Genomic DNA, 25428 nt, shown 5'->3' on the forward strand with positions numbered 1-25428 from the left:
GGCGGCTAGATGGTGTGGCCTTTGAGCTCCGGAAGTGCGAACGCCGCCATCGCCGCAATCGCGAAAGCGAGAGCAAACAAGGCAAACAAGCCCATCGTCCCCAATGTGGCCAACACTGGCGGGACAAACAACGGCGCAATGATGGAAGCAATCCGGCCGAAGCCTGCTGCCGCGCCAGTCCCCTGACCACGAATATTGGTTGGATACAGCTCGGGGCCAATGGCGTACAGCGCACCCCAGGCCCCCAGGTTGAAGAAGGACAGCAGGCATCCAGCAAGGATGATCTGCCATTCGGCCGTCGCAAAGCCATACATGCCCGCGGCAACAGCAGAGCTGACAAGAAAAGCTGCCAGGGTGGATCGGCGCCCCCATTTCTCGATGAGATAGGCCGCAACGGCATATCCCGGGAGCTGTGCCACCGTGATGATCAACGTGAAGGTGAAAGACTTCACCAGGGTGAAGCCCTGCGCGTGCAGCAGCGAAGGAATCCAGATGAACGCGCCGTAGTAGGAGAAATTGACGCAGAACCAAATCACCCACAGCGCCGCAGTCCGAGAACGCACAGCTCTATCCCAAATCGAATCAGCAACAACCGCAGTTTCCATCGCCCGCGCTGGCGTCACCTCAAACAGGATCCGCGATTGCTCAAAAGACTGCACTACCGTCTCGGCTTCCTCGTGGCGCCCACGCGATTCAAGGAAACGCACCGACTCCGGCATACCGACGCGCACAATGATCGAGTACAGCGCCGGGATGCACCCTAGCGCAAGCGCCCACCGCCAACCGTCATGGCCGTTGGCAACAACAAACGTGCCGACGACCGCAGCGAGAATCCAACCCACCGCCCAGAATGCTTCCAACAGCACTACCATCCGTCCCCGCACTGCCCGCGGGGAGAACTCGGCAATCAATGTGGAAGCCACAGGAAGCTCCGCTCCCAGCCCAAGCCCCACAAAAAATCGCAGGATCATTAGCACTGCGAGCGACCCTGCGAGGGCCGATGCCCCAGTAGCGATTCCATAGATCAGCAGCGTTGCGGCGAAAACCTGTCGACGCCCGATTTTGTCGGCGAGCAAGCCGCCCAATGATGCACCGATGGCCATCCCGACGAAACCGACAGAACCTAGCCAAGACACCTCCTGTTTGCTGAGGTTCCACTGCACCGCTAGGGCTGCCATGATGAAAGAAATCAGTCCAACGTCCATGGCATCGAGCGCCCACCCAATCCCGGAAACACTGAGCAAACGGGCGTGTTTGCGGGTGACTGGTAGTTCTTCCAAACGCTGCGTGCGACTTTGTGCACACATGGAGGCGGAGTTGTCCATGTGAAGATCCTAACGGCACAATGGACGTGTGCCAGGGCCAATTACGAATGTATTGCTCGCTGAGCAGAAGGCGTTCCGCGAACGCGTACTGAGCGAGCTCTTTCTCACGCGCCCAGAAACCCGCCTGTTGTTTCCCGCAAAACAAGAAGATGCGCACCAAGAATTGGTGTTTGCACTCTCATTTATACTGGATAACGAGCTAAACGAAGATCTGGTAGTCACCTTTGCCCGGGACCACCGCGCCTTCGGACTCACACCGGAGATCGCCCAAACAGGCCTCGACATCATCCGAAAATGCATCCGGGAGTTCTGCACTGACCTCCCCTATTCGGAGGTTCACGTCGCCGACCAAAAACTCAGCAAACTGTCAAAACTGTTGGTGTCCACGCTTTCAGAGATTCCCCCACCCGGATGGGGCAAGGTTGTAGAAGTGCAGCGTCGCTCACGCCGGATCACGGTGATTCGCCTCGAATGCCCCAATCCGATCCAGTACCTGCCGGGCCAATACCTCGCCGTCTCTTCTTCGCTCGCCCGTGGCTATTGGCCACACCTCGCTCCTGCATTGCCATCTAGCGACGCCGGTTTCATCGAGTTTCACCTCTCCGAGACCCCGGAACTTTCGCGACTCGCGGTATCCCAGCCAGGTGACGAGTGGTACTTCGGGCCCGGGCATGGCAACCTGCATCTGAGCGGCGAAAACGATGCGCTTTTGATCGCGCGGGGCACCGGCCTCGCGGCACTCCGGGCAATCCTGCTAGACCAAATTATGCGTGGCACCACGAACCGGATACACCTGTTCTTCGGCGCGGAGTTCCCCGGGGAGCTCTATGATTTGCAGGGATTGTGGCACATTGCAGCAAACACGCCGTGGTTGTCGGTGACACCGGTCGTCGAGAAGCCCGCGGACGAGTGGTGGGTTGGTGCGACCGAACACTCTCAGGCTCCGCGCGGATTGCACTTGCAGCAGGTGGGGACACTTGCTGCTTCGGTGAGTTCGTGGGGAACCTGGGCAGATCGCGAGGTACTCATTTCCGGCGCTCCCGAGTGGGCGCAGCAAACACGTGCGCAGTTGATCGAAGCTGGCACCCCAGCAGACAACATCCAGGTGCTAGCCCTGTAGGACGGGCAGTGTAGCACGCGCCTTATCTACGTCACTGAGTTCAATCTCGGCTACCAGCAACTCTTCACCGTAGCCAGCTTCAACGATGCGTTTCCCGGTCGGGCTGATAAGTGCAGAATGACCGATTCCCGTGGGATCGCCGGGTGTAGCCTCCGGCGGCTGTGCCTGGCCCACCGCAACCACGAAGCTGGTGGAATCCAATGCACGAGCGCTCCCCAGCAGCTGCCATTGCCGCAGTTTGTCTTCTCCATTAGCCCATGATGCCGGCAAGACGATGATTTTGGCGCCGCTACTAGCTAGTGCCTTGAATTGCTCTGGGAAGCGAATGTCATAGCAGGTAGCAAAACCCAACTTTCCCCAGGTCACCAGCTCCGCCCCGGGCGCGACCGTATCCGATTCGGTGTATCCGAAGGCATCATAGGTATGCACTTTGTCGTAGCGTTTAACAGCCTGACCGTCTGTGATCAACAGTGTGTTGTGCACCCGGTTGAACTTGCCCTGGGTATCCGCCGGGGTGAACATTCCGACCACGATCATGGCCTTGACCTCGGCGGCGAGTTCCTTAATGGCCGTACCGAAGGGACCATCGATGGGTTCTGCGGCTTCATCCAGCCGCCCCGATTGAAAAGCTTTCATCGCCGCTTCTGGAAAGACGATCAGCTCAGCTCCACGTTGCGCAGCTTCCCGCGCTGTGTCTTGAATACGAGCCAGGTTGTCTAGCTTATCTCCAGAGGAAAGGATCTGTGCCAATGCGATCTTCATGGCCCCCAAGCTTATGTGGATAGCCACAAACTATCCACAGATCTGCGAAACCGGGCCTTGCTCACATTGCATCCAGTCCGCACCATGCAGGGCATGAACATCACCACCACACCCACACAACCACTTGAGTTCCCCACACATTTCCCTGATCTGCCAGGTAGTTCGCTCACCGCGGCAGCGTTGTCCACCGCGAGCGCGAAGTGGCGAGAAGAATCCAACCGGTGCTCCCAATCCCTGCAGGCGAGCCACCGGCAAGTACTCAGGACCATCGCGCAGCTACGGACGCAGGACGACATGATCACAAGGACGCTGCGTGCTGCCGGTTAGGGCACCTGAGCTTTACGACGCCGCCCGCCAGCTTTCCCAGCTCGCCACCCGGCAGTCTCAAGCTCTCCACGCCAATGACCAGCGGTGGGAAACCCTCTTTGCAGCCGGTAGCGATGCCGACTTTCTCCAGGCTGCCCGGCGTTCCGATTCCGCGACTGCGAAACAACAGGCGCAAGTAATCAGTCAGATGAGTGCTGTCGCTGGGGTGCTCTCCCGGGCTGCGGAGGTTGCCGCTGCGCTGGAGATTGACGTCGATAAGCTCACTGCTTCCCTGGATCGCATCGGGCAGCGCTCCCGTTCAGTAGATCTCCTCCTAGCGGAGATTGCTGAGTTAGGAAAGGCGGTGGATCGGGCTTGCGCGCAGGAAATCACTGCCATTTGCACTGAGCAACAACCAACGAACACCACGCTCAGTGACTTTTCTGATGCCAGCCAGCAAGAAATCCACGAGTTTGTGGTCAGTACCGCCGGTCCAGAAATCCGCGCCCTAGCCGAGCGATTCCCCACAGCTCGTTTCATGCCGGCCAGCGACGGCGTTATCTTGGCCTTTGGTGAGATAGACACCGCACCCGCCGTCACTACCCTCGTGCCAGGAGTGGGGTCAGCAGATCCTGCAGACTGGGCAGGGTACGCCACCCGGGCACAAGGAATCTCGCGCACCACGGGTGGCGCCGCAGTGCTCTGGATCGACTATCGCGCGCCGAACAACCTACTCGCGGCTACCGCTACTGGCCCCGCGAGTATCGGTGCTACGCGGCTGCGAGACTTTCAGGCGGAGCTCAAGCGGCGGGCCGCGCGAGTGGGCAATGAACCTCATCTCACGGTGGTTGGTCATTCCTACGGGTCAGTTGTCACCGGCCATGCTGCGCAGGGCCGTGGTCTAACCGCTGATGCAGTGGTGTTCGCGGGTAGTCCCGGTGTCGGAGTACACCGTGCCGATCAGCTCAACCTCAAGTCTGAGCGTCCACGGGTGATCGCCACGACCTCCACTGCAGATCCGATCGGGCTCTCGGTGACCGCCCGCAGCGGTGTCCACGGTCCTGATCCCGCCGACCCGGAATTTGGGGCGGAGGTATGGCCGGCAGCCGGCGGGCACTCGGCATACTGGACTGATCCGGAGTTTCACCGCCGGTTGCGCACGCTGCAGGATAGGAATCCTTGAGGATTAGAACAAGCCGGTCGGCTTCTCGTCATAGGACACCAGCATGCACTTGACTTGCTGATAGTGGCTCATCATCATGGCATGGTTTTCCCGGCCGATGCCCGATTGCTTGTAGCCGCCGAAGGCCGCATGCGCCGGGTAGGAGTGGTAGTTGTTCACCCACACTCGGCCCGCCTGAATCGTGCGGCCAGCCCGGTAGGCGGTGTTGCCGTTTCGGCTCCACACCCCAGCACCGAGGCCGTAGATCGTATCGTTAGCAATCTCCATGGCTTCTTCGAAGGTTTTGAAGGTCGTCACTGCGAGAACAGGGCCGAAGATTTCCTCTCGGAAGCACGCCATGTCATTGGAACCCTTGAAGATGGTCGGCTCGATGTAGTAGCCGCCTTCCAAACCGTCGATCTTGTTGATGCCACCGCCAGTGAGCGTCTCTGCACCCTCAGCAGGGCCGGATTTGAGATAGCCGGTGATCTTGTCCATCTGCTCCTGAGAAGCCTGCGCGCCCATTTGCACTTCGGTATCAAGCGGGTTGCCAAATTTAAGGGATTCCACCTTCTTCACCGCACGCTTGAGGAACTCCTCCGCGATGTCTTCATGGATGAGCGCCCGAGATGGACAGGTACACACTTCGCCCTGGTTGAGTGCGAACATGGCAAGGCCCTCCACGCACTTGTCTAGGAAGTCATCATCCTTATCCATGATGTCCGGGAAGAAGATCGACGGCGACTTGCCACCGAGTTCCAGAGTGACCGGAATGATCTTGTCCGAAACTGCGGAGTGAATGATCTTGCCGACCTCGGTAGAGCCCGTAAACGCGATTTTGCTAATCCGCGAGCTAGCCGTCAGGGCGGCACCTGCCTCAGCACCGAGGCCGTTCACCACATTCAGCACGCCCTTTGGCAATAGGTCTGCAATGAGTTCGATGACGTAGAGGATTGATGCCGGCGTTTGCTCAGCGGGCTTGAGGACGATGCAGTTACCGCCGGCGAGGGCAGGCGCGATTTTCCACGCAGCCATGAGCAGCGGGAAGTTCCAGGGGATGATCTGCCCCACCACTCCGATTGGCTCGAGGAAATGGTAGGCAACGGTATTGTCGTCGATTTGCGACATGCGCCCCTCCTGGGTGCGCACCACCGACGCAAAGTAGCGGAAGTGATCGATTGCCAGGGGGATATCGGCAGCAAGAGTTTCGCGCACAGCTTTACCGTTGTCCCAGGTCTCCGCGACCGCAATCTTTTCGAGGTTCTCTTCCATGCGCTCGGCTATGGCGAGCAGCAATGCTGCACGTTCCGCCGGGCTGGTCTTGCCCCATGCATCCTTTGCGGCATACGCCGCGTCGAGCGCTTTCTCGATGTCATCGGAATCAGAGCGGGGGACCTGGCAAAAGACTTCACCGTTGACTGGGGAGAGGTTATCCATGTAGTTGCCATTAACTGGAGCCACCCACTCTCCACCGATGAAGTTCTCGTAGCGCTGCTTGAATTCTACGATCGAGCCCTCGGTGCCAGGGTTTGCGTATACCGCCATTGGGGACGTCCTTTCAAGTGCTGAGCGTGGGAAATGGTTGAATTTCGCTCAGCCTAACCAGGGGGAAATGTGTCCGCAATCACATTTACTATATTTGCAGTCCCTTCTTTGAAAGGTCGCAGCTAGGAAAGGTTTTGTTAATTAGGCAAATTTCGGAAATGCGAAAGCCCGCCAGCGAAACACTGACGGGCGGACTAGCTAAGGCTTGCGCCGTTTTCGACGCGGTTCCCACATCACCACAGCGGTGGAGCGTGGCACGTGAACCAATTCACCATGACTGCGCGGACGTTGGTTGTCTGCGAGTTCACGTTTCAATTGTTCGTTTTCCGCCTTGAGCTTTTCGTTTTCTTGGGTCAACTCGATGATGGACTTAATTCCCGCAAGATTCACACCTTCTTCTTGGGAAAGTCGCTGGATCTCGCGCAGCAAATCTACGTCCCGACGCGAGTATCGCCGGCCGCCTCCCCTTGTCCGCTGCGGAATAACCAGGCCTATCCTGTCGTAGGTCCGCAGCGTTTGGGCATGCATTCCCGCGAGTTCCGCAGCGACAGAAATAACGAAGACCTCGTTATCCGCCCCTCGGCTACTCATCAGATTCCTCCTTATTCCGCCCCGACCCAATCGGCACGAGGATCATGCCCCGCGTCCTTTTCGGCCTGGACATAGCTGCGCAATGCAGAAGTTTCTGCTGCACCCATGTTTTGAGGAATGTGGACTTCTACCTTCACCAACAGGTCACCTTGCGCTCCAGAAGCACGATGTACTCCCCGATTCCGAACTCGCAGCACGCGCCCAGAAGGGGTTCCTGCCGGTATTTTCACCCGCACAGGGGCATCCAAAGTCGGAACAGCGATTGTCCCGCCAAGTGCGAGCTCGCCGAAGCTTACTGGAACCGTCACCTGCAGGTCATCGCCCTTTCGGGTGAATACCTTGTCAGGTTTGACGGACACCGTGACGAATAGGTCGCCCGCCGGCTTGCCGTTGGGTCCCGCTTCGCCTTGCCCGGCGAGCCGGACCTTCTGACCATCCTCAACACCGGCTGGGATACGCACCGTGATGGACCGAGTACGACGCACAGTCCCAGTTCCAGTGCAGGTTGCGCACGGATCGGTGATCACGCGTCCAGAACCACCACACTTGGTGCACGGTGCAGAGAACCCGAAGGCCCCTCGATTTTCCGAGGTATATCCCGTGCCACTGCAATCCCCACATACGGATGGGTTTCCGGATTTGGATCCAGATCCGTGGCAATCAGTGCAGGGCGCTTCCCCACTCAGTTGAATGGGGATCGTGGTCCCTTTGGCCGCTTCGCGGAATTCCAGGGTGATGGACGTTTCGACGTCGGCCCCCCGCGTTGGCGCAGCTGCTGTGCGGCTATGGCCACCGCGGTTGAAAAGGCCACCGAAGATATCCCCAATGCCACCTTCGCTAGCAAATCCGCCGTCTCGGAGAATGTCCTCGAATCCTTGGCTACCTTGAAACCCACCGGGGAAGCCCGGACCTCCTCGTCCGCTGAATCCGCCGAAACCTCCGGATGCCAGCATGGCTTTCAGGTCATCGTATTCTTTGCGTTTCTTTTCGTCGCCGAGCACGTCATATGCCTCGGCGGCCTTCTTGAAACGCTCTTCTGCAAGCTTATCGCCAGGGTTTTTGTCCGGGTGGTTATCGCGCGCTAGCTTGCGATAAGCCTTCTTAATCTCGGCATGATCAGCAGACGAGGAGACCCCCAAGTCCGCATAGTAATTTTTATCCGCCCATTCGCGTTGCGTCATCGGGCATCTCCTCCTTTCTGCATTTACCTTGCTTTTCGACGTCCGAAGTTATTCCGACGCCGGTGCTTCGCCAGCAGCTTCGGCTGGGTCGGCGATGATCACCATCGCGGTGCGCACGAGTCGCTCGCCCACGAGGTACCCCTTACGCAGCACTGTTCCAATGACTTTTTCTTCACCGTTGGATAGATCCTGCACTGCTTCGTGCCGCTCTGGGTCGAAGGGATCACCCTCCGCCCCAAAAGCTTCGAGGCCCTGCACAGTCACGATGTTGGTGAACTTGTCTGCGAAAGCCTTCAGCGGCCCTTCCGCAAGATCACCATGCTTTTCCGCAAGATCGAGGTCATCCAAGATGGGCAGGAACTTTTCGATCATGCTTGCCTTGGCGGCCGCAATGGCTCCTACTCGATCCCGCTCGGTCCGCTTACGGTAGTTCGCGTACTCAGCGGTCATCCGCAGCAGGTCCTCGGTGCGTTCGGCGAGTTGCGCTTCTACATCGTTAACTTCGCCGTCTTCATCGAGGTCGACATCTGCGAGGGCTTCGTTGACCTGGGCTTCCAGATCAGCTTCTGCTTGAGCCTCCTCAGCGGCAGCCGCCTCAGCTTCAGCGGCCTCCGGAGAGGTAGCCTCCTGATCCGTGATGTCGGGATCTCCCGGGTTTTGCGACATGTCGCGATTCGGCTCAGTCATTACTTCTTCTCTTCTTCCTCGTCGATGACTTCTGCGTCAACAACGCCGTCGTCAGTGGCAGCATCTGTCGCGGCACCTTCAGCGCCTGCTTCCGCAGCCTGTGCCTCGTAGATTGCCTTACCAAGCTCCTGAGATTCCTTGTTCAGGGTCTCTACTGCGGTCTTGATGGCTTCGATGTCTTCACCCTTGAGAGCTTCATCGACGCCCTTGGCAGCCTCTTCAACCTTGTTCTTGATGTCCTCAGAAACCTTGTCGGAGTTGTCCTCCATGAACTTGCGGGTCTGGTAGGCCAGGGACTCGGCAGAGTTGCGGATTTCCTGCTCCTCGCGGCGCTTCTTATCCTCTTCTGCGTGCGCCTCGGCGTCCTTCACCATGCGGTCGATCTCTTCCTTGGAGAGGCCGGAACCGTCCTGGATCTTGATAGTGTTTTCCTTGCCGGTGCCCTTGTCCTTAGCGGTGACGTGGACGATACCGTTGGCGTCAATATCGAAGGTGACCTCGATCTGTGGCACGCCGCGTGGGGCAGGCGCAATGCCACCCAGTTCGAAGGAACCGAGCAACTTGTTGGCGGAAGCCATCTCGCGCTCGCCCTGGAAGACCTGGATCTGTACGGAAGGCTGGTTATCCTCCGCTGTAGTGAAGGTCTCCGAACGCTTGGTTGGGATGGTGGTGTTGCGCTCGATGAGCTTGGTCATCACGCCACCCTTGGTTTCGATGCCGAGGGAGAGCGGGGTGACGTCGAGAAGCAGCACGTCCTTCACTTCACCGCGCAGCACGCCGGCCTGCAGCGCAGCACCGACTGCAACGACCTCGTCCGGGTTAACACCCTTGTTTGGCTCGCGGCCGCCGGTCAGTTCCTTCACCAATTCGGTGACGGCTGGCATACGGGTAGAGCCACCAACTAGAACCACATGGTCAATGTCGTTGACGGAGAGCTCGGCATCCTTAATCACCTGGTTGAATGGTGCCTTGGTGCGGTCCAGCAGATCCTGAGTGATCTTCTGGAATTCAGTGCGGGAGAGGTTCTCGTCCAGGAAGAGAGGGTTCTTGTCTGCGTCAACCGTGATGTAAGGCAGGTTGATGTTGGCAGACTGCGAGGAGGACAGCTCAATCTTGGCCTTCTCTGCAGCCTCACGCAGGCGCTGCAGTGCCATCTTGTCCTTGGTCAGGTCAATGCCATTGGCGTTCTTGAACTTCTCCACGAGCCAATCGACGATGCGCTGATCCCAGTCGTCACCGCCCAGCTCGTTGTCACCAGAGGTTGCGCGAACCTCAACGACACCGTCGCCAATTTCAAGCAGGGAGACGTCGAAGGTGCCGCCGCCGAGGTCGAATACCAAGATGGTCTGTTCGCTATCACCCTTTTCCAGGCCGTATGCCAGAGCAGCAGCAGTTGGCTCGTTCACGATACGGAGCACGTTGAGGCCAGCGATCTGGCCGGCTTCCTTGGTCGCCTGGCGCTGTGCGTCCTCAAAGTAGGCAGGAACGGTAATCACGGCATCGGTAACTTCTTCACCGAGGTAAGATTCAGCGTCGCGCTTGAGCTTCATGAGCGTACGAGCGGAAATCTCCTGCGGAGTGTACTTCTTGCCGTCGATATCTACGTTCCAGTCGGTACCAACGTAGCGCTTGACGGAGCGGATCGTGCGGTCAACGTTGGTGACCGCCTGATTCTTGGCAGACTGACCAACGAGCACTTCACCATTCTTTGCGAATGCAACAACCGATGGCGTGGTGCGAGCACCCTCAGAGTTGGCGATTACTACTGGCTCGCCACCTTCCAGTACGGATACAACCGAGTTGGTGGTTCCGAGGTCAATACCTACTGCACGTCCCATGTGTTTCCTCCTATTTTGTTGGACTACATTTGCTACAGATTGATACCCATTGGCTCAACTTCTGCAATCCTAGCAAATGCCTTGAGCGGGCGTCACTCAACCTGTTCACTTAGCACAACGGCACTGCGAGCAAACTTGTTCCCAGCGGACTCAACTTTCGCATGAGATATGGATCACAACATCAGTATTGCTGCGCGGTATCCCCTGTGAGCCAAGGACAAATGGGGGTTGCTCTGGCACAATTGGTGATCTGATGGACATACACAACAAAGATAACCTCGACAAATTGATTGACTTGCCCGAGCAGCTTGGCGCTGAACCACTCCACTCGGAGAGGATCGACCGCGCCGCAATCCTCGGCCAAGACGGCCGGTGGGTGGCCGGCTGGGCGCTGCGTTTTGTCATCCTTGCGATTGCTGGATTCATTGCCTGGAAAGGCCTGGGCAAGGTGTGGACCGGGCTACTGCCGATCCTCTTGGCGATCTTGGTTTCCACCGTTTTATGGCCACCAGTCAAATGGTTGCGCAGCAAGAAGTGGCCGCCCGCACTTGCCGTTACCACGGTGCTTTTAGTGTCGATCGGAACCATCGTCGGCATTTTTACCGCTATGGCTCCGAGCATCGGGAAGCAATCCAAGGAACTCGTTGACAAGGCTTCCGAAGGCTTGGACAAACTTGAGACTTGGCTGCAGGGCCCGCCTTTCAATCTCAACATCGATCAAATCACCGGGTTTCTCAACGACATCATGGCGAAGGCACAGGAGCAGGCAAGCAATATTGCTTCCGGGGTGGCGCAAGGCGTATCCACCGCTTCCTCCGTCCTTGTCACCCTCGGCGTCATGCTCGTGCTGACGTTCTTCTTCCTTAAAGACGGCGATCGCTTCCTGCCGTGGATCCGTCGCACTACCGGAGCCAATGCTGGTTGGCACCTAACTGAAGCCCTTACCCGCACATGGAACACCTTGGCGGGCTACATCCGGGCACAGGCGATCGTCTCCCTCATCGACGCCATCATCATCGGTACTGGCCTCGTCATTCTTGGCGTTCCGCTCGCTTTCGTCCTGGGCGTACTGACGTTCTTTGCCGGCTTCATTCCAATCGTTGGTGCCGTCACCGCAGGTGCATTGGCGGTGCTGGTGGCACTGGTCTCCAACGGCACTACGACGGCAATTTTCGTGCTCATCCTTATTATTGCCGTGCAGCAGCTCGAGGGGAATGTGCTTTCCCCGATCCTGCAGTCCAAGGCGATGAATCTACACCCGGCAATCGTGTTGCTCTCTGTGACGGTGGGTTCCAGCCTATTCGGAATCATCGGCGCTTTCCTGGCCGTGCCGGTGGCTGCGAGCATCGCGGTATGGCTGCGCTACCACGGCGACCTGGTTTCCCTGCGCTCTGGCGAGCTCACTGTAGATGAAATCCAGATCGAAACGTCCCGCGCTGCTGGCAATACCGCCACTGCAGAGGATGCATTCGAAGCAATCCGGGACAAGTTCTCCAAGTTAGGCCGCAGACGACCACCTGCGGAAGCGCCAGCAGGTTTGGCTACCAAAGTGGGAGCGCCGAAGGTTGATCCAAAGGGCGATCCCGAAGCTGAGCAGTAAATCCCGAGCACCTCGCGCCGCATCACACTTGAGCTGTGATGCGGCTTTGCTTTGGCAAGTCTCCCCCACAAAAGACCACGCCCCTCACGGCATCTTCGCCCAGCGAATCCACCGAATTCCTAACCTGAGCCAGGCTCCTGATGGCAGGGGCTTTATTCCCCCCTGTCTACGGTGGCATGATGGGACAGGTGAATACTCAAAAGCCACCACGCATCTTTGACCAGTCCGACAAATTGAAGGGCGTCTTATATGAGATCCGTGGACCCGTAGCCGCCGAAGCCGAGCGCCTCGAAGCGGAAGGGTCTCGAATCCTCAAGCTCAACACAGGCAATCCCGCCGTCTTCGGTTTCGATGCTCCGGATGTGATCATGCGAGACATGATTGCTGCGCTGCCAACGTCGCAAGGCTACTCCACCTCCAAGGGCATCGTCCCTGCACGTCGCGCCATCGTGACCCGTTATGAGCTGATCGACGGCTTCCCTGAGTTCGATATCGACGATGTCTACCTCGGCAACGGGGTCTCCGAGCTTATTTCCATGGTGACCCAAGCGCTGCTTAACGACGGCGATGAAGTGCTAATCCCAGCCCCAGATTATCCGCTATGGACCGCCGCCACTTCCCTTGCCGGAGGCAAGGCCGTGCACTACCTCTGTGACGAGGAAGACGACTGGAACCCGTCCATCGAGGACATCAAGGCGAAGATCACGGACCGCACCAAAGCCATCGTGGTGATTAACCCAAATAACCCAACTGGCGCCGTGTACTCGCGCGAGGTGCTGCAGCGAATTGTAGACATCGCCCGCGAGCATGAGCTACTCGTTCTCGCTGATGAAATCTACGACCGCATCCTCTACGACGATGCTGAGCACATCTCCATAGCCACCCTATGTCCCGACCTGCTGTGCATTACCTTTAATGGCCTGTCCAAGGCATACCGTGTGGCAGGCTATCGTGCCGGTTGGATGGTACTGACCGGCCCGAAGCATCATGCGGAAGGCTTCATCGAAGGTTTGGACCTACTTGCCGGTACCCGCTTGTGCCCCAACGTTCCCGCACAGCATGGCATTCAAGTCGCGCTCGGTGGCCGGCAGTCCATCTATGGCCTGACAGGGAAAAACGGGCGCTTGCTGCGGCAGCGCAACGCCGCCTATGAAGCCCTCAACGAGATCCCGGGAGTGTCCTGTGTGAAGCCGATGGGCGCACTGTACGCCTTCCCGAAGATCGACCTGGAGATGTACCCGATCCAGGACGACTCCCGCATGATGCTGGATCTACTTAGGCAGGAGAAAATCCTGCTCGTTCACGGCACCGGATTTAACTGGGATAAGCCGGACCACTTCCGCGTGGTCACATTGCCACACGCTGCGGAACTGACGGAAGCAATTGGCCGACTCGGCAACTTCTTGAAGCATTACAAGCAATAGGTCGGTTCAAGACTTTGGCTCGCAGAACTCCACCTCGAAGTTGTTTCGCCCCAGCCAGCTTTTGCAGTGTCACCACTTTGCTGAGTTCCTGAAGCACTACAAGCACTACAAGCAGTACAGATAACGGCCTCGCCCAGCTCAGGCGGGGCCGTTCGCCTTTCCTGATCGGGCACGGCGGTCATTCCTGTCGGCGATCAACTGCAGCACCACCAAGGCCACGCCGACATACAGCACCAATCCGAAGACATTGATTACCGGATCATTGGGACCGGAAGTCATCGCAATATACGTATCGTTTGCCCATCCGATGCCGGCGATCATCGCGCCGATGCTCCCCACCACACCGCGGGGCCGGACGCAATAGGCGATGAGGACCAGCGCCGACATTGCGACACCGATCCCGCAGTAGACCTCGCCGCGATCATAAAGCATCCATAGCGAGGCCGGACTCCAGAGGACAAAGAGGATTACAAGGATCGTCCTAATGCTTGAATATTCCATCCGGCAGCTTTCCACTCCTCGACCGGCAGCACGTTGCGGCCGTCGAGAATCTTCTTCTCGCGTACCAGCGTAGCGGCGTGGACCGGATCAAGGTCGCGGAATTCCTGCCACTCGGTGGCAAGCACCACTACGTCAGCACCGCGCAGCGCGTCGTCAGTGGAGGAAGCATAATTCAGCGTTGGGAAAACCTTGCGGGCATTATCCATGCCCTGCGGGTCATACACGGTGACTTGGGCTCCAGCCAGCGACAACGAACCTGCAATAGACAGCGCCGGTGAATCTCGAACATCGTCCGAGTTCGGTTTAAAGGCAGCACCGAGGACTGTCACGTTGTGGCCCAGTAGGTTGCCACCGCATGCTTCACGGGCGAGCAGCACCATGCGATCGCGGCGACGCATATTGATCGCGTCCACTTCGCGTAGGAAAGTCAGAGCCTGGTCAGCGCCCAGTTCGCCAGCGCGGGCCATGAATGCCCGGATGTCTTTAGGCAGGCAGCCACCGCCGAAACCAAGGCCGGCACCCAAGAATTTGCGGCCGATGCGGTCGTCGTGACCAATGGCGTCGGCAAGCTTAACGACGTCCGCGCCCACCAATTCGCACACCTCGGAGACCGCGTTGATGAAGGAGATTTTGGTCGCCAAAAAGGCGTTCGCAGATACTTTAACCAGCTCAGCGGTCTGCAGATCCGTAACAATGAACGGGGTGGCCTCCGCCAGCGGGGTGGCATACACTTCGCGGGCAATCTCTTCCGCGGTGGAGTTCTCGGCGCGCGTTCCTAGAACAATGCGGTCTGGGGTGATCGTGTCCTTGACTGCGAAGCCTTCGCGCAAGAACTCGGGGTTCCAGGCGATCTCTACTTCAGTACCTGCTGGGGCCAGCTCGTCAGCCATCTTCTGCAACTCAGTGGCAGTCCCCACTGGCACGGTGGACTTGCCAAAGATGACGTGCTTGCCTTTCAGCTTTGGCACGAGATCCTCTATCACGGCGTAGACGTATTTGAGGTCTGCAGCATAGGAGCCGCGCTGCTGCGGAGTACCAACGCCCAGGAAGTGGACATTGCCAAACTCGGCCGCCTCATCATAGGAAGTAGTAAAAGCCAGCCGACCTGCAGCAATGTTGCGTTCCAAAACCTCAGGAAGCCCCGGTTCGTAAAACGGAACGGTACTGTTTCGCAACGCCTCGATCTTCTGCTCGTCTACGTCCACTCCGAGGACTTCATGGCCCAGTTCGGCCATGCAGGCGGCGTGGGTGGCGCCTAAATATCCGGTTCCGATGACTGTCATACGCATAAGAGTCATTCTTACCGGTATTTGGGCGCGGGCGCTGCGTACGTTACCTAAAGTTCAGATATGCCTTCGACGGGGTAGGGCCACGCTGCCCCTGATACTTACTGCCGAGTTTGCCACTGCCATAAGGAGTCTCTGCCGGGGAACTCATCTTGAACAGCGCAAGCTGGCCCACCTTCATCCCCGGCCACAGCGCGATCGGAAGGTTGGCCACGTTGGACAGCTCCAGAGTGATGTGACCGGAAAATCCCGGGTCGATAAAGCCAGCGGTGGAGTGCGTAAGCAAGCCGAGGCGCCCCAGTGAGGACTTACCCTCCAACCGACCCGCGAGGTGCGGAGGCAGGGTGAACTTCTCAAATGTCGCGGCCAGCACAAACTCACCCGGATGCAGAATGAATGGTTCGTTGTCCTTGACCTCGATCTCGCTGGTCAGCTCGTCCTGCTGCTGCTTCGGGTCGATGTGCGTGTACTTGGAGTTGTTGAAGACGCGGAAGAATCGATCCATACGCACGTCGATGGACGACGGCTGAATCATCTCCGGAGCGAACGGTTCAATTCCCAGTTCTTTGGTATCAATTGCAGCGCGGATATCACGATCTGAAAGCAGCATGCCCACAAGTCTAGTTCCTGCACTTCGGACACGGGAAACTACCCAATCCCGGGCCGCCAATCGCTGCGGCATCTGCTCCGCCTGATCTTTGTCCGCCGTCTGGAAGATCGCGCCCACCATGGTCTCCAGCTCCTATCTGTCGGCCAGGCTCCACCGCGGTAATATTTGCCACCAGCTTATCGACGCCAGCGACCAGCGACGCTAGATCCCACTCAAACTTTGTGGCGGAAGCACACACGACCGACCGTGCGGTGATTTATTAAGTAGCTTCCTGCAGTGCTAGGATAGTCGCTATTGCAGAGCAATATGCCGATGTAATTCAATGGTAGAATGGCAGCTTCCCAAGCTGCATACGCGGGTTCGATTCCCGTCATCGGCTCAAAAGAAAAAGGCCCCCTGACCAGGCATTACACCTGACCATGGGGCCTTCCCATTTTTATGGCAATACTAAAGTGGTGCTGAAATGGGAGCTGAAATGGGAGCTGGGATCCCATACCTCACGCCGGGCAACATCAGTTTCCAGGAGAGGCCTCAGCCCTTTTCCAGCGTTTCCAGCCTGACGTGGCCAACACAGCCGCTAGGACAATCGTGAGGACTAATTGAGTCCAGACATTGTCCAGTTGCCCATCCTCCAAGAAACGGCCCCTAGAGACCGCGCGAACAACAATGATTGAATTGAGAAGGAGTAGCAGGATAAGGAAACCCACCAGAAACTTCATGCGCGACATGTTCGTGCCGGGCGGCAAGTAGGCATCGCTCACAATGCAAGCAATCGTGTGAAATCCAAGGCTTGCATACAGCACGGTTATTGCGAGCGAAGTCGGAGTTATCCACTCACCAACAAACTCAGCAATCAAGGAAAGTACTAACAAAAAGATGAGCGCGAATGCTAAGGACATATGCGCGATGCGCCCGCGGACCTGCAATTGGCGTTCGTCGAGTCTTCCTTCGGTCATTGAATCTCCCAAAAAAGTTGGTCGAGCGTCGTTCCGGTGCAGCGACAAATCGCGATACAGAGCGCGATCGTGGGATTGTATTTGCCCTGCTCGATAGTGTTTATTGTTTGGCGCGTGACACCTACGGCGTCGGCAAGCTGCTGCTGTGTCAGCCCCCGCGCTTTACGCGCCGCCGTCAATCGAAAGTTCTTGCCCACAACTCGATGATATGTCGGATATACCCGACAATCAAGGGGTTTGCCACCATTCAGCGCGTTATAATGACGTGTCTTTGTACTGACCTACCAGGAGCACCATGCCAGCACACGACGAACGCCACGCCCGCCTCCACCTATTGCTAGGCGATAACGGCCTCGCGAATCTCAACAGCGCAACGGTGATGGTCCTAGGCTTGGGCGGTGTCGGCTCGGCGTGCGCAGAGGCGCTTGCACGTGGTGGCGTTGGCAAGCTAATTCTCCTTGATCGCGATGTAGTGGAACCGAGCAACATCAACCGCCAAGCAATCGCTTTTACTTCCACCATCGGTCGCGCCAAAACCGAGGTGATGACTGAGATGGTGCAGGATATCAACCCCTCTTGCGAGGTAGTCGCACAGCACATCTTTCTCGCCCCAGACAATGTTGCTTCCGTCTTGGGCGAGCTCCCCCGGCCAGACTATGTTGTGGACTGCATCGACACCATCTCCCAGAAACTCGCCATCGCGCATTGGTGCGCTTCAGAGGGATTGCCGCTACTTTCCTCGATGGGCGCGGCGAACCGGATGGATCCTTCCCTGCTGAAGTTCGCCAACCTGCGCAAAACCACCCAGTGCCAAATGTCGAAAGTGATGCGGCTGGAGTGCCAAAAGCGCAGAATCAAGGGCGTTGAGGTGTTGTTTTCCACCGAGGTACCAGTGAAGTTGAATGCGGGGCGAACCAAAGGTGAGAGTCTTGGCTCAATGAGCTACATGCCACCGATCATGGGGTTAATGATTGCCGGCAAGGTGATCCAGCGATTGGCGGGGCTGGAACCCATGGCTCGACCACCACGATTGTTCCGGACCCGCGAGGAAGCTCTGGCGGCCGTGGACGAGGCGACACCGTGCTCCTAGACACCCACTTTCACCTGGACTTTGTGCCTGCATCCCAACGCACCACGTTGCTAGCAGAGCTTGCCGAATCCGACGTGCAGGTGGTGGCACAGACTGTGCTTCCTTCCGAATTCCAGGTTCAGCCCGGCACTCTCCCTTCGCTGGGATTTCATCCATGGTGGGTCGGGCCGACTTTCGAGGAAGAACTGGAAACTTTCGCCAACAACCTCCCCCAGACTCGTTGTATCGGCGAGATAGGCCTGGATTTCAGCCCGCGCCGGGTTGAATCAGCTCCACTGCAGCTTGAGGCACTGCGCCGAATCTTTGCCCTCTTGAAGAACCGCCCCTACGTGCTCTCCATTCATGCGGTGCGGGCGGCGACTGAAGTCCTGGATATGCTGCCCGACAACGTAATCCCCGTCTTCCACCGTTTCTCGGGAACGAGCGATGAGCTCACTCGGTTAATACAGATCGGTGGCTACATTTCCGTGCATCCCAGCGTGCTGGAGGGCAAGAAAGGCCGGGCATATGTGAAGCAAGTGCCCGAAGATCGCTTGCTGCTGGAGACTGATTTACCGGCGTCGACAAGCGCGGTGGTGAACGCCGGGGACGTAGTCACGTCCCTGCGGGGCACTTTGGAGACGCTATCTGAGCTGCGCGGACAGGACATGGCACCGGCGATCAACCAGACACAGCAGGATGTCTACTTTTCCTAGAATACGGGATTAACCGTTTTGGCGAGTAACTCCTACGTCGTCGGCAAGCTGCTGCTGCGTCAGGCCCATAGCCACGCGCGCCGCCTTGAGCCTCAGGTTCTTCGCCATTCCCACCACCTCGATGTCTTATATATCTGATAGTCAACCGTTGAAGCGTATCCCAAAATGGGATACGCTTCAATTATGTCCACTCAAATTGCAATCCGGTTACCTGATGAGCAGGTTGTGTTCTTGGACGGATTAGTTAAGTCAGGCGAAGCCAGTAGCCGAACTGAGGTCATCACGAGCGCGGTCGAGCGCGAGATTCGTCGTCGCATGGCGATTCGGGATGCCCACATCTTGGCCAACTCCAGCGAATCCGATGATCTGGATCTCCTCATCGATTGGGCCGGACAACACTATGCGTGAGATCTGCTTAGCTAACTTGGACAAGACGCGCCCTGTGGTTGTACTTACCCGAGAGCTAGCCAGACCAGCAATGATGCGGGTAACGGTTGCTCCTGTCACCACAACAATCCGAGGTTTGTCCAGCGAAGTTGTCCTGGATCAGCGCAACGGCCTAGACCATAGGTGCGCCTGCACAGTGGACAACACCATCACTATTCCCAGCAACAAACTCGGCAAGACAGTCGGATTTCTCACCTATCAGCAGGAAACCCTTTTGGCTCAAGCAATGATCTTTGCTTTTGATCTGGATGTTCCGCTCCCCACTGCCTGGAGCTAGCAAATCACTGCAGTCTTACTCGGCAGGCAGATGAATCCGCAGCCCCTCTTTGTTGTCTTCAATCAGCGCCCCGCGCGGCGCGCGAAGTGCGACAACTGTCATGAACCAATCCCCTACCGTGCCACCCAGCAACATCGCAGCTGGCACCACTAGCCATCCTGCAAACGGGCCGTGAAAAATGATCCACAGTGCAGGCATCACAGCCAGCACAATCCCCGGCAACAATGCCACATAGGTGAACGCCTTCTTCGAGAGCAGCACACCCGGCGACGTGCAATAAAACGCCGGCATCGCCCCGCCTACCATCGTGGCGCCATATTTCGGCTTGGCGCCCAATGTTCGCAGAGCGAAGCCATGCAGCAGCTCATGCACCACAATGGCCAGTATGAGCACCAGCTCACGAGCGGAAATGGCAAAAGCCACCGTCCCAGAATTGACTGCCGCATACAAGGTTGCGAACCCGACAAGCCCAGCAATCGTGGTTCCAAGACCGACCACGTTCATCCAGACCGTGGTCGTCTTATCAGGGGCCCATTCTTTGATCATTTCTACGCCTCGTCGCGGTCTCTCAAACAGAGTTCTTTCACAATCCGGTCTACTGCAATTTCGAAGACTTCATTGGCTAGTTCAGTAAAATCGGAACCTCGGTTACAAAACCGCTCTCTTTTTGTCATTAGCCCTAGATCTTCATCGAATCTTTGTAGGCTAGGCCACATGAACACTCCGCAGCATTGGGAAGCCGACGTCGTCCTCAATGACGGCGATATCGTCACGCTGCGCCCCGTGCGCCCCGAGGACCGCGAAGAGCTCCAGAACTTTTACGCAAGGGTCTCCGATAAGTCCAAGTACCTGCGGTTTTTCGCCGCACACCCGGTACTCACGGAGGAAGATCTCAAGAACTGGATGGACGTGGACCACCACGACCGGGTCACCCTAGTGATGGTGGACCGCGAAGACATCGTCGCCACCGCGAAGTACGCTCTCATCCCCGGCGAGACCAGGACCGCCGATGTCTCCTTCCTGGTCCAGGATGACCACCACCACAAGGGTGTGGCCAATATTTTGCTCGAGCACCTGGCCCAGATCGGCCGGGAATGCAGCATCGAAACCTTCTTCGCGGAAATGCTCACCCAAAACCGCACCATGGTGCAGACCTTTATCAAGGCCGGCTATCAGGTCAATCCGGAGCTGGAAGACGGCTTCATTACCGTCAACTTCCCCATCGACCCGACGGAAACCTCCCGTGAGGTCATGGCTCGTCGCGAACTGCGCGCCGAGGCGAACTCGATCCGCCGCTTGCTCCAACCAACATCGGTAGCTGTGATCGGCGATGTAGATCGCATGCAATCCGTCGTCCCAAACCTCACCCAGGCCCGTTTCCAGGGTGAACTGCGCATCCTTACCGGCACCACCGACTACGAGAAAATTCCAGAAAATACAGACCTCGTCATCGTCGAGCACGACCCTGACACCTTTGAAGCCGCACTCAAAAACGCCGCCGAAAAGAATGCTTTCGGAGTGGTGGCGCTGGCCGGGTCCAAGAATCCTGGAGTTGCCCTCGAAGATGCACGAACGTTCGTCGATAAGGCGCGCGACTATGGTCTGCGTGCGTTGGGCCCAGCGGCAGTCGGCCTCATCAACACACACACGCAGCTCAACGCCTCACCTGCGCCGATGCCACGCGCAGGCACGGTCGGGCTGTTCACACAGTCCGCGGGCATAGCGACGCTCACGCTGTCCTACGCGTTGAAGCGCGGCTGCGGGCTCAGCTCGTTCATCGGCGCAGGCTCCTTTGGCGATGTCACCGGCAACGATGTCATCCAATACTGGGCAGATGATGACGCCACAAACATTTGTTTGCTCTCCCTCGACACGATCGGTAACCCGCGCAAGTTCTTCCGCGTGCTCAGCCGCTTGGCCATGGAAAAGCGCGTGGTGGTTTTCATCCCTTCCCGTGCCTTGAAATCGGCACGGCACTACGACCACTCCAACTTGGAGACCGCCTCGACTACCGCGCTGGATGAGGTCATTCGCAACACTGGCGCAATGGTAGTCACCCGCAGGGAGACGATGTTCGACATCGCCCAGCTCCTCGCCCGGCAGCCGGTACCGCGCGGCAAGCGGATCACTGTGATCTCCAACTCCGCGGGGCTCACCGCACAAATGGCCCAGTCAGCCCAGCGCTTCAGTCTCGAAGCTACAGCAATCACTGTGTTGGAGGCCCCGGTCTCCGGCATTCTCGAAGCCACCCAAAAGGCCCTGGCCGAATCTGACGTGGTTCTTAGCGGCATCGTGGAGATCGGCGAGCAACTCTTTGAAGCAGCGTACGAGGGCCTGAAGGAACTCGCAGCAACCACCGAAACCACCCCGCTGATCAGTACATTCGTCGGTTTCCGGGCACTGGAAGAGGATCGAAGAGGCGTCGAAAAGCGCGGGCAATTGCCGGTGTTTAGCACCTACGCTGATGCTATCGAAGCGGTGTCGCTCATCTTGACTTCCGAAGAGCAGCGCGCCGCAGCTCGGCCGACTCCGACAGACGAATTTGGGCAGGGCGACAAGGCCGCCGCCACGCAGCTCGTGCAGCGCATCCTGGCAGAGTCGTCTGAGGGTCGTTGGGCCAGCGACGAAGAATCTGCCGAGCTGCTGCGCACCTACGGCATCGACCTGGTCCCGTGGACACCGGTCACCACGCTCGACGAGGCGATTACGGCCGCGGAGAGTTATGGCTGGAACGTGGTACTCAAGAACATTCACTCGGCCGTACGCGGGCGACCTGAGCTGTCCGCGGTGATGCGGCACATCACCACGCCGTCTGCATTGGAAGATGCCTGGCACACCCTAGAGACCATGGCTACTGACCTGGGTATTGGCGCCGACATGGTCGTGCAGCCGACCGTAAAACCGGGTACCACGCTCACCATCCGCGCGATTGAAGATCCGGTGCTCGGACCGATGGTCTCCCTCGGTGTCGCTGGCCCGCCGTCGGAACTGCTCGGCGATACCGCCTGGCGCGTGCCGCCACTGCGTCGCACCGACGCTCGCGCCATGATCAAGCAACTGCGCGCCGCCCCACTCCTCATGGGCTACCGCGGCTCCCGTCCTACGCCGCTCAGCGAGATTGAGCACCTTATTATGCAGGTAGCGCGCCTGAAAGATGACATCGCTGCGATCGTCGACGTGGAACTTACCCCAGCCATCGCCAGTTCCGACGGCACCACCGTCGTAGGCGCCCGCATCCGTCTCGCCCCACTAGCCATTGAACGCGACCCGTTAGCGCGCTCACTATGAAACCGCTGCTGCTTCTCGACGACGCCCTGTATGGATACAACCTGGGCGACACCCACCCGATGGGAGCGGACCGCGTTCGGCTGGCCGTGGAACTCGCGGACTACTTTGACATCCTCTCGGAATTTGATGTGGAGGTGCCACCAGAGCCGACGCGATCACTGCTGGAACTCGTTCACACCCCTGGCTATATAGAAGCGCTGCTGACTGGCGAGCCCTCGCTCGAGCATGGCATCGGTGTGGCAGACAATCCGGTGGTGAACCCCGTTATGACCTCGATTGGGGCGCACATTGTGTCGGCTACCGTGGCCGCTGCTGATGCCGTATGGAACGGGGAACGGAAGAGAGCAATCAACATAGCCGGTGGGCTCCACCACGCGCACGCCAACAAGATGCACGGGTTTTGCATGTACAACGACGCAGGGATCGCTATTCGACGCCTGCTCGACCATGGTGCAATGCGGGTGGCGTACATCGACGTCGACGCACATCACGGGGATGGCGTGGAGCAAGAATTTTGGGACGACCCGCGGGTACTCACCATCTCCATTCACGAATCCGGACTCTATCTGTTTCCCGGCACGGGATTCGCCCACGACATCGGCGGCCCCTCGGCGCTAGGAACCGCGGTCAATATCGCCCTGGATCGCGATACCGGCGACGCGGAATGGCTGCGCGCCTCCCACTCGATCATCCCGCAACTGCTGAAGGTGTTCCGGCCGGAAATCATCATCTCCCAGCACGGCGCGGACCCGCACTTTTCCGACCCGCTCGCCGATCTTTCCCTCTCAGTGGATGCGCTATACCGGGCGTATTCTTCGATCGGCAGGTGGGCCGACCGCTACGCGTCTGGGCGCTGGGTTGCGCTGGGCGGTGGTGGCTATCAGCGTGACAGCGTTGCGCGCATCTGGGTGGCGCTGTTGGCTGCCGTCGCTGGGGTGCCGTTCGAGGCAGCGGCCCCGATGCCCCACAACTGGTCCCGACGCGTCGGCGCGCCCTGCTCGGTAACTTGGGGAGATCCCGGGGCTGCCGGGCCGATGCGGGATCTCTCCCTCGACCAAATCATGCACTCAGCTAGCCCGACAATGAAAGCGACTTCAAAGGCAGTGTTCCCATATTGGGGACTGCAGCCTTATCTGTGAGATCCTCCAGAATCAAACAGTGTCAAACACCCGATGTAGCATCAAGCACATGCGTATCAAGTCCATAGCGACATTCGTCGCGCTAAGCGCCTGTACCCTCGGCACCCTTTCTGGCTGCTCCTCAAGCACTTCCGATGGCGCTGCCCCCGCCCGTGAGAAAAACACCACACCCCTTAACGCCCCAGACGTACTACTGCGTGAAGTAGCGGGATACGAGGCCACGGACATCGCCAAACTCATCGAAGAGAATGAGCTCGCAAGCCCCGGCTCCAGCGATCGTATGACTGCTATGGCAGTTGACTTGGAAACAAACCCAGCCGAGTGCGCGCAGCTGGCACCAACTGCTATGAGCGCAATCGCAAAGGTTATCGCAAATCCAACCGGTATTGCCATTTCCGAGTTCGATTCCGACGCCGACGGCGCGATCACGGTCAGCGTCAACAGTGGCGACATACCAGCTGATCAGATGCTTCCGTCCGATATCGGCTCCTGTGAGAGTTTCGCCAGGAGCAACAAGAAAACTACCTACACTGCCGAAAAGCTTGACATTTCAGTCGACAACGCCGAAGATCTGCGGGCAGCGCGCGTCACCATGACTGGCAGTGAGATCGCAGCGATGGGCGAGGCCGGCAAGGCACACAAGGTTATCGGCGGCCTGGTCGATGGTGCCTATTTCCAGGTCACTACATCACAAGACGTCCCCGATGAAACCTTGCTCAGATTCGCGCAAGCCCAGGTGGATAAGATCACAAGCCGCTAGGGTCTGCGACAGGCGCCCCGTTTCAGCATCCTTTTCCGCCTGCCAGCCGGCTGATTAAACAGTCGCGATGATCTCAAACTCGCAGGTTAGCGCGGTGGCATGCGTAAACCACCGTCCAGGCGGATCGTCTCGCCGTTGAGGTAGTTGTTTGCCACGATCTGCTGGACCAGCTGCGCGTACTCTGCCGGGTGCGCCATGCGGCCAGGGAACTGGACGCGGGACTCCAGTTCCTCGCGGAACTCGTCGGACACCGAGGCCATCATCGGGGTGTTCACCACGCCCGGCGCAATGGAGCACACCCGGATGCCCAGCGATGCGAGGTCACGGGCGGCGGTGATGGTCAAGGCGTAGATGCCACCCTTAGAGGACGCGTAGGCGGCCTGGCCGACCTGACCTTCGAAGGCCGCGACGGAGGCGGTCATGATGGCCACGCCACGCTGACCGTCCTCATCTACCGGCTCGAGGCCTGCGACAACCTCGGAGAACGCGGTCAGGACGTTGAAAGTGCCAATGAGGTTCACCTGAATGGTCTTGGCGTACAGGCCCAGGTCATGCGGCCCCTTGCGCCCCATGATGCGCTGGGATGGGCAAATACCGGCGCAGGCCACGAGCAGGCGCAGCTCGCCAGCGGCGGCAGCCTCGGCAACGGCCGCGGTGACTGCCTCCGGGGAAGTGACATCCACGGTCAGGTAGGTGACGCCCTCGATGTCGCCTGCCTGTAGGTCGAAGGAGAATACTTTCACGCCGGCGTCGACAAGCGCTTGGGCCGTTGCGGCACCGAGACCGGATGCGCCGCCAGTGATGATAGCTACTTTGTTCTTGATGTCCATTGCAGTTT

Annotated in this window: 27 protein-coding genes and 1 tRNA gene; 13 read left to right on the forward strand and 15 right to left on the reverse strand. The window is 58.3% G+C overall.

The genetic code is table 11. The features are described 5' to 3' along the window. Positions 1 to 5: 5 nt before the first annotated feature. Positions 6 to 1325, reverse strand: coding sequence for an MFS transporter (locus WG915_RS03780; RefSeq protein ID WP_339564043.1), 1320 nt, complete (start codon positions 1323 to 1325; stop codon positions 6 to 8). Between the two features lie 28 nt (positions 1326 to 1353). Between WG915_RS03780 and WG915_RS03785 the strand changes: the two genes are divergently transcribed. After that, the gene (locus WG915_RS03785) at positions 1354 to 2445 is read left to right on the forward strand and encodes a hypothetical protein (RefSeq protein ID WP_339564044.1); all 1092 of its coding nucleotides are present in this window, start codon (positions 1354 to 1356) and stop codon (positions 2443 to 2445) included. Here WG915_RS03785 and WG915_RS03790 read toward each other — a convergent pair. Continuing rightward, positions 2434 to 3207, reverse strand: coding sequence for a carbon-nitrogen hydrolase family protein (locus tag WG915_RS03790; protein ID WP_339564045.1), 774 nt, complete (start codon positions 3205 to 3207; stop codon positions 2434 to 2436). The genes WG915_RS03785 and WG915_RS03790 overlap by 12 nt on opposite strands. 93 nt (positions 3208 to 3300) lie before the next feature. On the opposite strand from WG915_RS03790, the gene WG915_RS03795 reads away from it, so the two are divergent. Then, on the forward strand, positions 3301 to 3534 hold the full coding sequence (locus WG915_RS03795; RefSeq protein ID WP_339564046.1) for a hypothetical protein: 234 nt from the start codon (positions 3301 to 3303) through the stop codon (positions 3532 to 3534). Then, a complete protein-coding gene (locus tag WG915_RS03800; protein ID WP_339564047.1) occupies positions 3521 to 4696 on the forward strand; it encodes an alpha/beta hydrolase in 1176 nt (391 codons plus the stop codon). Before WG915_RS03795 ends, WG915_RS03800 begins: the two co-directional genes overlap by 14 nt. A 3-nt stretch (positions 4697 to 4699) precedes the next feature. Here WG915_RS03800 and exaC read toward each other — a convergent pair whose 3' ends face one another. The 5 genes from exaC to dnaK all read right to left on the reverse strand — a co-directional run bounded on the left by exaC (position 4700) and on the right by dnaK (position 10517). Further along, on the reverse strand, positions 4700 to 6220 hold the full coding sequence (exaC, locus tag WG915_RS03805; protein WP_339564048.1) for an acetaldehyde dehydrogenase ExaC: 1521 nt from the start codon (positions 6218 to 6220) through the stop codon (positions 4700 to 4702). A gap of 198 nt (positions 6221 to 6418) precedes the next feature. Continuing rightward, on the reverse strand, positions 6419 to 6811 hold the full coding sequence (locus tag WG915_RS03810) for a heat shock protein transcriptional repressor HspR (RefSeq protein WP_339564049.1): 393 nt from the start codon (positions 6809 to 6811) through the stop codon (positions 6419 to 6421). Between the two features lie 11 nt (positions 6812 to 6822). Next, positions 6823 to 7992 (reverse strand): molecular chaperone DnaJ, encoded by a 1170-nt coding sequence (gene dnaJ, locus WG915_RS03815; protein ID WP_339564050.1) that lies wholly within the window; start codon positions 7990 to 7992, stop codon positions 6823 to 6825. A 48-nt stretch (positions 7993 to 8040) separates the two neighbouring features. Further along, complete coding sequence (gene grpE / locus WG915_RS03820) at positions 8041 to 8679, reverse strand: nucleotide exchange factor GrpE (RefSeq protein ID WP_339564051.1); 639 nt, start codon at positions 8677 to 8679, stop codon at positions 8041 to 8043. After that, positions 8679 to 10517: a molecular chaperone DnaK gene (gene dnaK, locus WG915_RS03825; protein WP_339564052.1), complete on the reverse strand. Its 1839-nt coding sequence runs from the start codon at positions 10515 to 10517 to the stop codon at positions 8679 to 8681. Before dnaK ends, grpE begins: the two co-directional genes overlap by 1 nt. 253 nt (positions 10518 to 10770) lie before the next feature. Here dnaK and WG915_RS03830 point away from each other — a divergent pair, with 253 nt between their 5' ends. Together WG915_RS03830 and WG915_RS03835 are read left to right on the forward strand one after the other, a co-directional pair. After that, entirely contained in the window at positions 10771 to 12117 is a 1347-nt protein-coding gene (locus tag WG915_RS03830) for an AI-2E family transporter (RefSeq protein ID WP_445227779.1), read from the forward strand. A gap of 188 nt (positions 12118 to 12305) precedes the next feature. After that, a complete protein-coding gene (locus WG915_RS03835; RefSeq protein WP_339564053.1) occupies positions 12306 to 13541 on the forward strand; it encodes a pyridoxal phosphate-dependent aminotransferase in 1236 nt (411 codons plus the stop codon). A 138-nt stretch (positions 13542 to 13679) separates the two neighbouring features. On the opposite strand, the gene WG915_RS03840 is transcribed toward WG915_RS03835, so the two are convergent. The 3 genes from WG915_RS03840 to dcd are packed head-to-tail and all read right to left on the reverse strand — an operon-like array spanning position 13680 to position 15938. Next, complete coding sequence (locus WG915_RS03840) at positions 13680 to 14042, reverse strand: hypothetical protein (RefSeq protein WP_339564054.1); 363 nt, start codon at positions 14040 to 14042, stop codon at positions 13680 to 13682. Beyond that, the gene (locus WG915_RS03845) at positions 14009 to 15331 is read right to left on the reverse strand and encodes a UDP-glucose dehydrogenase family protein (protein ID WP_339564055.1); all 1323 of its coding nucleotides are present in this window, start codon (positions 15329 to 15331) and stop codon (positions 14009 to 14011) included. Before WG915_RS03845 ends, WG915_RS03840 begins: the two co-directional genes overlap by 34 nt. Positions 15332 to 15374: 43 nt before the next feature. Then, complete coding sequence (gene dcd, locus WG915_RS03850) at positions 15375 to 15938, reverse strand: dCTP deaminase (RefSeq protein WP_339564214.1); 564 nt, start codon at positions 15936 to 15938, stop codon at positions 15375 to 15377. Positions 15939 to 16246: 308 nt separating this feature from the next. On the opposite strand from dcd, the gene WG915_RS03855 reads away from it, so the two are divergent. Next, positions 16247 to 16317 (forward strand) — tRNA-Gly (locus WG915_RS03855). Positions 16318 to 16450: 133 nt separating this feature from the next. Here the strand turns inward: WG915_RS03855 and WG915_RS03860 are convergent. Both WG915_RS03860 and WG915_RS03865 read right to left on the reverse strand, forming a co-directional pair. Continuing rightward, positions 16451 to 16894, reverse strand: a complete 444-nt coding sequence (locus WG915_RS03860; RefSeq protein ID WP_339564056.1) for a hypothetical protein — start codon at positions 16892 to 16894, stop codon at positions 16451 to 16453. Beyond that, positions 16891 to 17091, reverse strand: a complete 201-nt coding sequence (locus tag WG915_RS03865; protein ID WP_339564057.1) for a helix-turn-helix transcriptional regulator — start codon at positions 17089 to 17091, stop codon at positions 16891 to 16893. Before WG915_RS03865 ends, WG915_RS03860 begins: the two co-directional genes overlap by 4 nt. Before the next feature lie 98 nt (positions 17092 to 17189). Between WG915_RS03865 and WG915_RS03870 the strand changes: the two genes are divergently transcribed. Further along, complete coding sequence (locus WG915_RS03870) at positions 17190 to 17984, forward strand: tRNA threonylcarbamoyladenosine dehydratase (RefSeq protein WP_339564058.1); 795 nt, start codon at positions 17190 to 17192, stop codon at positions 17982 to 17984. Further along, entirely contained in the window at positions 17975 to 18679 is a 705-nt protein-coding gene (locus WG915_RS03875) for a TatD family hydrolase (protein WP_339564059.1), read from the forward strand. The genes WG915_RS03870 and WG915_RS03875 overlap by 10 nt, the downstream gene beginning before the upstream one ends. Positions 18680 to 18688: 9 nt before the next feature. Here the strand turns inward: WG915_RS03875 and WG915_RS03880 are convergent, their stop codons facing one another. Beyond that, on the reverse strand, positions 18689 to 18787 hold the full coding sequence (locus tag WG915_RS03880; protein WP_339564060.1) for a helix-turn-helix transcriptional regulator: 99 nt from the start codon (positions 18785 to 18787) through the stop codon (positions 18689 to 18691). A gap of 75 nt (positions 18788 to 18862) precedes the next feature. Here WG915_RS03880 and WG915_RS03885 point away from each other — a divergent pair, with 75 nt between their 5' ends. Beyond that, the gene (locus WG915_RS03885; protein ID WP_339564061.1) at positions 18863 to 19087 is read left to right on the forward strand and encodes a ribbon-helix-helix domain-containing protein; all 225 of its coding nucleotides are present in this window, start codon (positions 18863 to 18865) and stop codon (positions 19085 to 19087) included. After that, positions 19080 to 19403 carry a type II toxin-antitoxin system PemK/MazF family toxin gene (locus WG915_RS03890; RefSeq protein ID WP_339564062.1) on the forward strand — a complete coding sequence of 108 codons (324 nt, stop codon included), beginning with the start codon at positions 19080 to 19082 and terminating at the stop codon, positions 19401 to 19403. Before WG915_RS03885 ends, WG915_RS03890 begins: the two co-directional genes overlap by 8 nt. A 15-nt stretch (positions 19404 to 19418) precedes the next feature. On the opposite strand, the gene WG915_RS03895 is transcribed toward WG915_RS03890, so the two are convergent. Continuing rightward, entirely contained in the window at positions 19419 to 19949 is a 531-nt protein-coding gene (locus WG915_RS03895; RefSeq protein ID WP_339564063.1) for a DUF3267 domain-containing protein, read from the reverse strand. Positions 19950 to 20117: 168 nt separating this feature from the next. On the opposite strand from WG915_RS03895, the gene WG915_RS03900 reads away from it, so the two are divergent. The 3 genes from WG915_RS03900 to WG915_RS03910 are packed head-to-tail and all read left to right on the forward strand — an operon-like array spanning position 20118 to position 24590. Next, complete coding sequence (locus tag WG915_RS03900; RefSeq protein WP_339564064.1) at positions 20118 to 22691, forward strand: GNAT family N-acetyltransferase; 2574 nt, start codon at positions 20118 to 20120, stop codon at positions 22689 to 22691. Further along, positions 22688 to 23830 carry an acetoin utilization protein AcuC gene (locus WG915_RS03905; protein ID WP_339564065.1) on the forward strand — a complete coding sequence of 381 codons (1143 nt, stop codon included), beginning with the start codon at positions 22688 to 22690 and terminating at the stop codon, positions 23828 to 23830. The genes WG915_RS03900 and WG915_RS03905 overlap by 4 nt, the downstream gene beginning before the upstream one ends. A gap of 49 nt (positions 23831 to 23879) precedes the next feature. Then, complete coding sequence (locus tag WG915_RS03910; RefSeq protein WP_339564066.1) at positions 23880 to 24590, forward strand: hypothetical protein; 711 nt, start codon at positions 23880 to 23882, stop codon at positions 24588 to 24590. Positions 24591 to 24676: 86 nt separating this feature from the next. Here the strand turns inward: WG915_RS03910 and WG915_RS03915 are convergent, their stop codons facing one another. Then, on the reverse strand, positions 24677 to 25420 hold the full coding sequence (locus WG915_RS03915; protein ID WP_339564067.1) for an SDR family NAD(P)-dependent oxidoreductase: 744 nt from the start codon (positions 25418 to 25420) through the stop codon (positions 24677 to 24679). Positions 25421 to 25428: the final 8 nt, after the last annotated feature.

The organism is Corynebacterium sp. H128, from assembly GCF_037482625.1.
In the GTDB taxonomy this organism is placed as follows: domain Bacteria; phylum Actinomycetota; class Actinomycetes; order Mycobacteriales; family Mycobacteriaceae; genus Corynebacterium.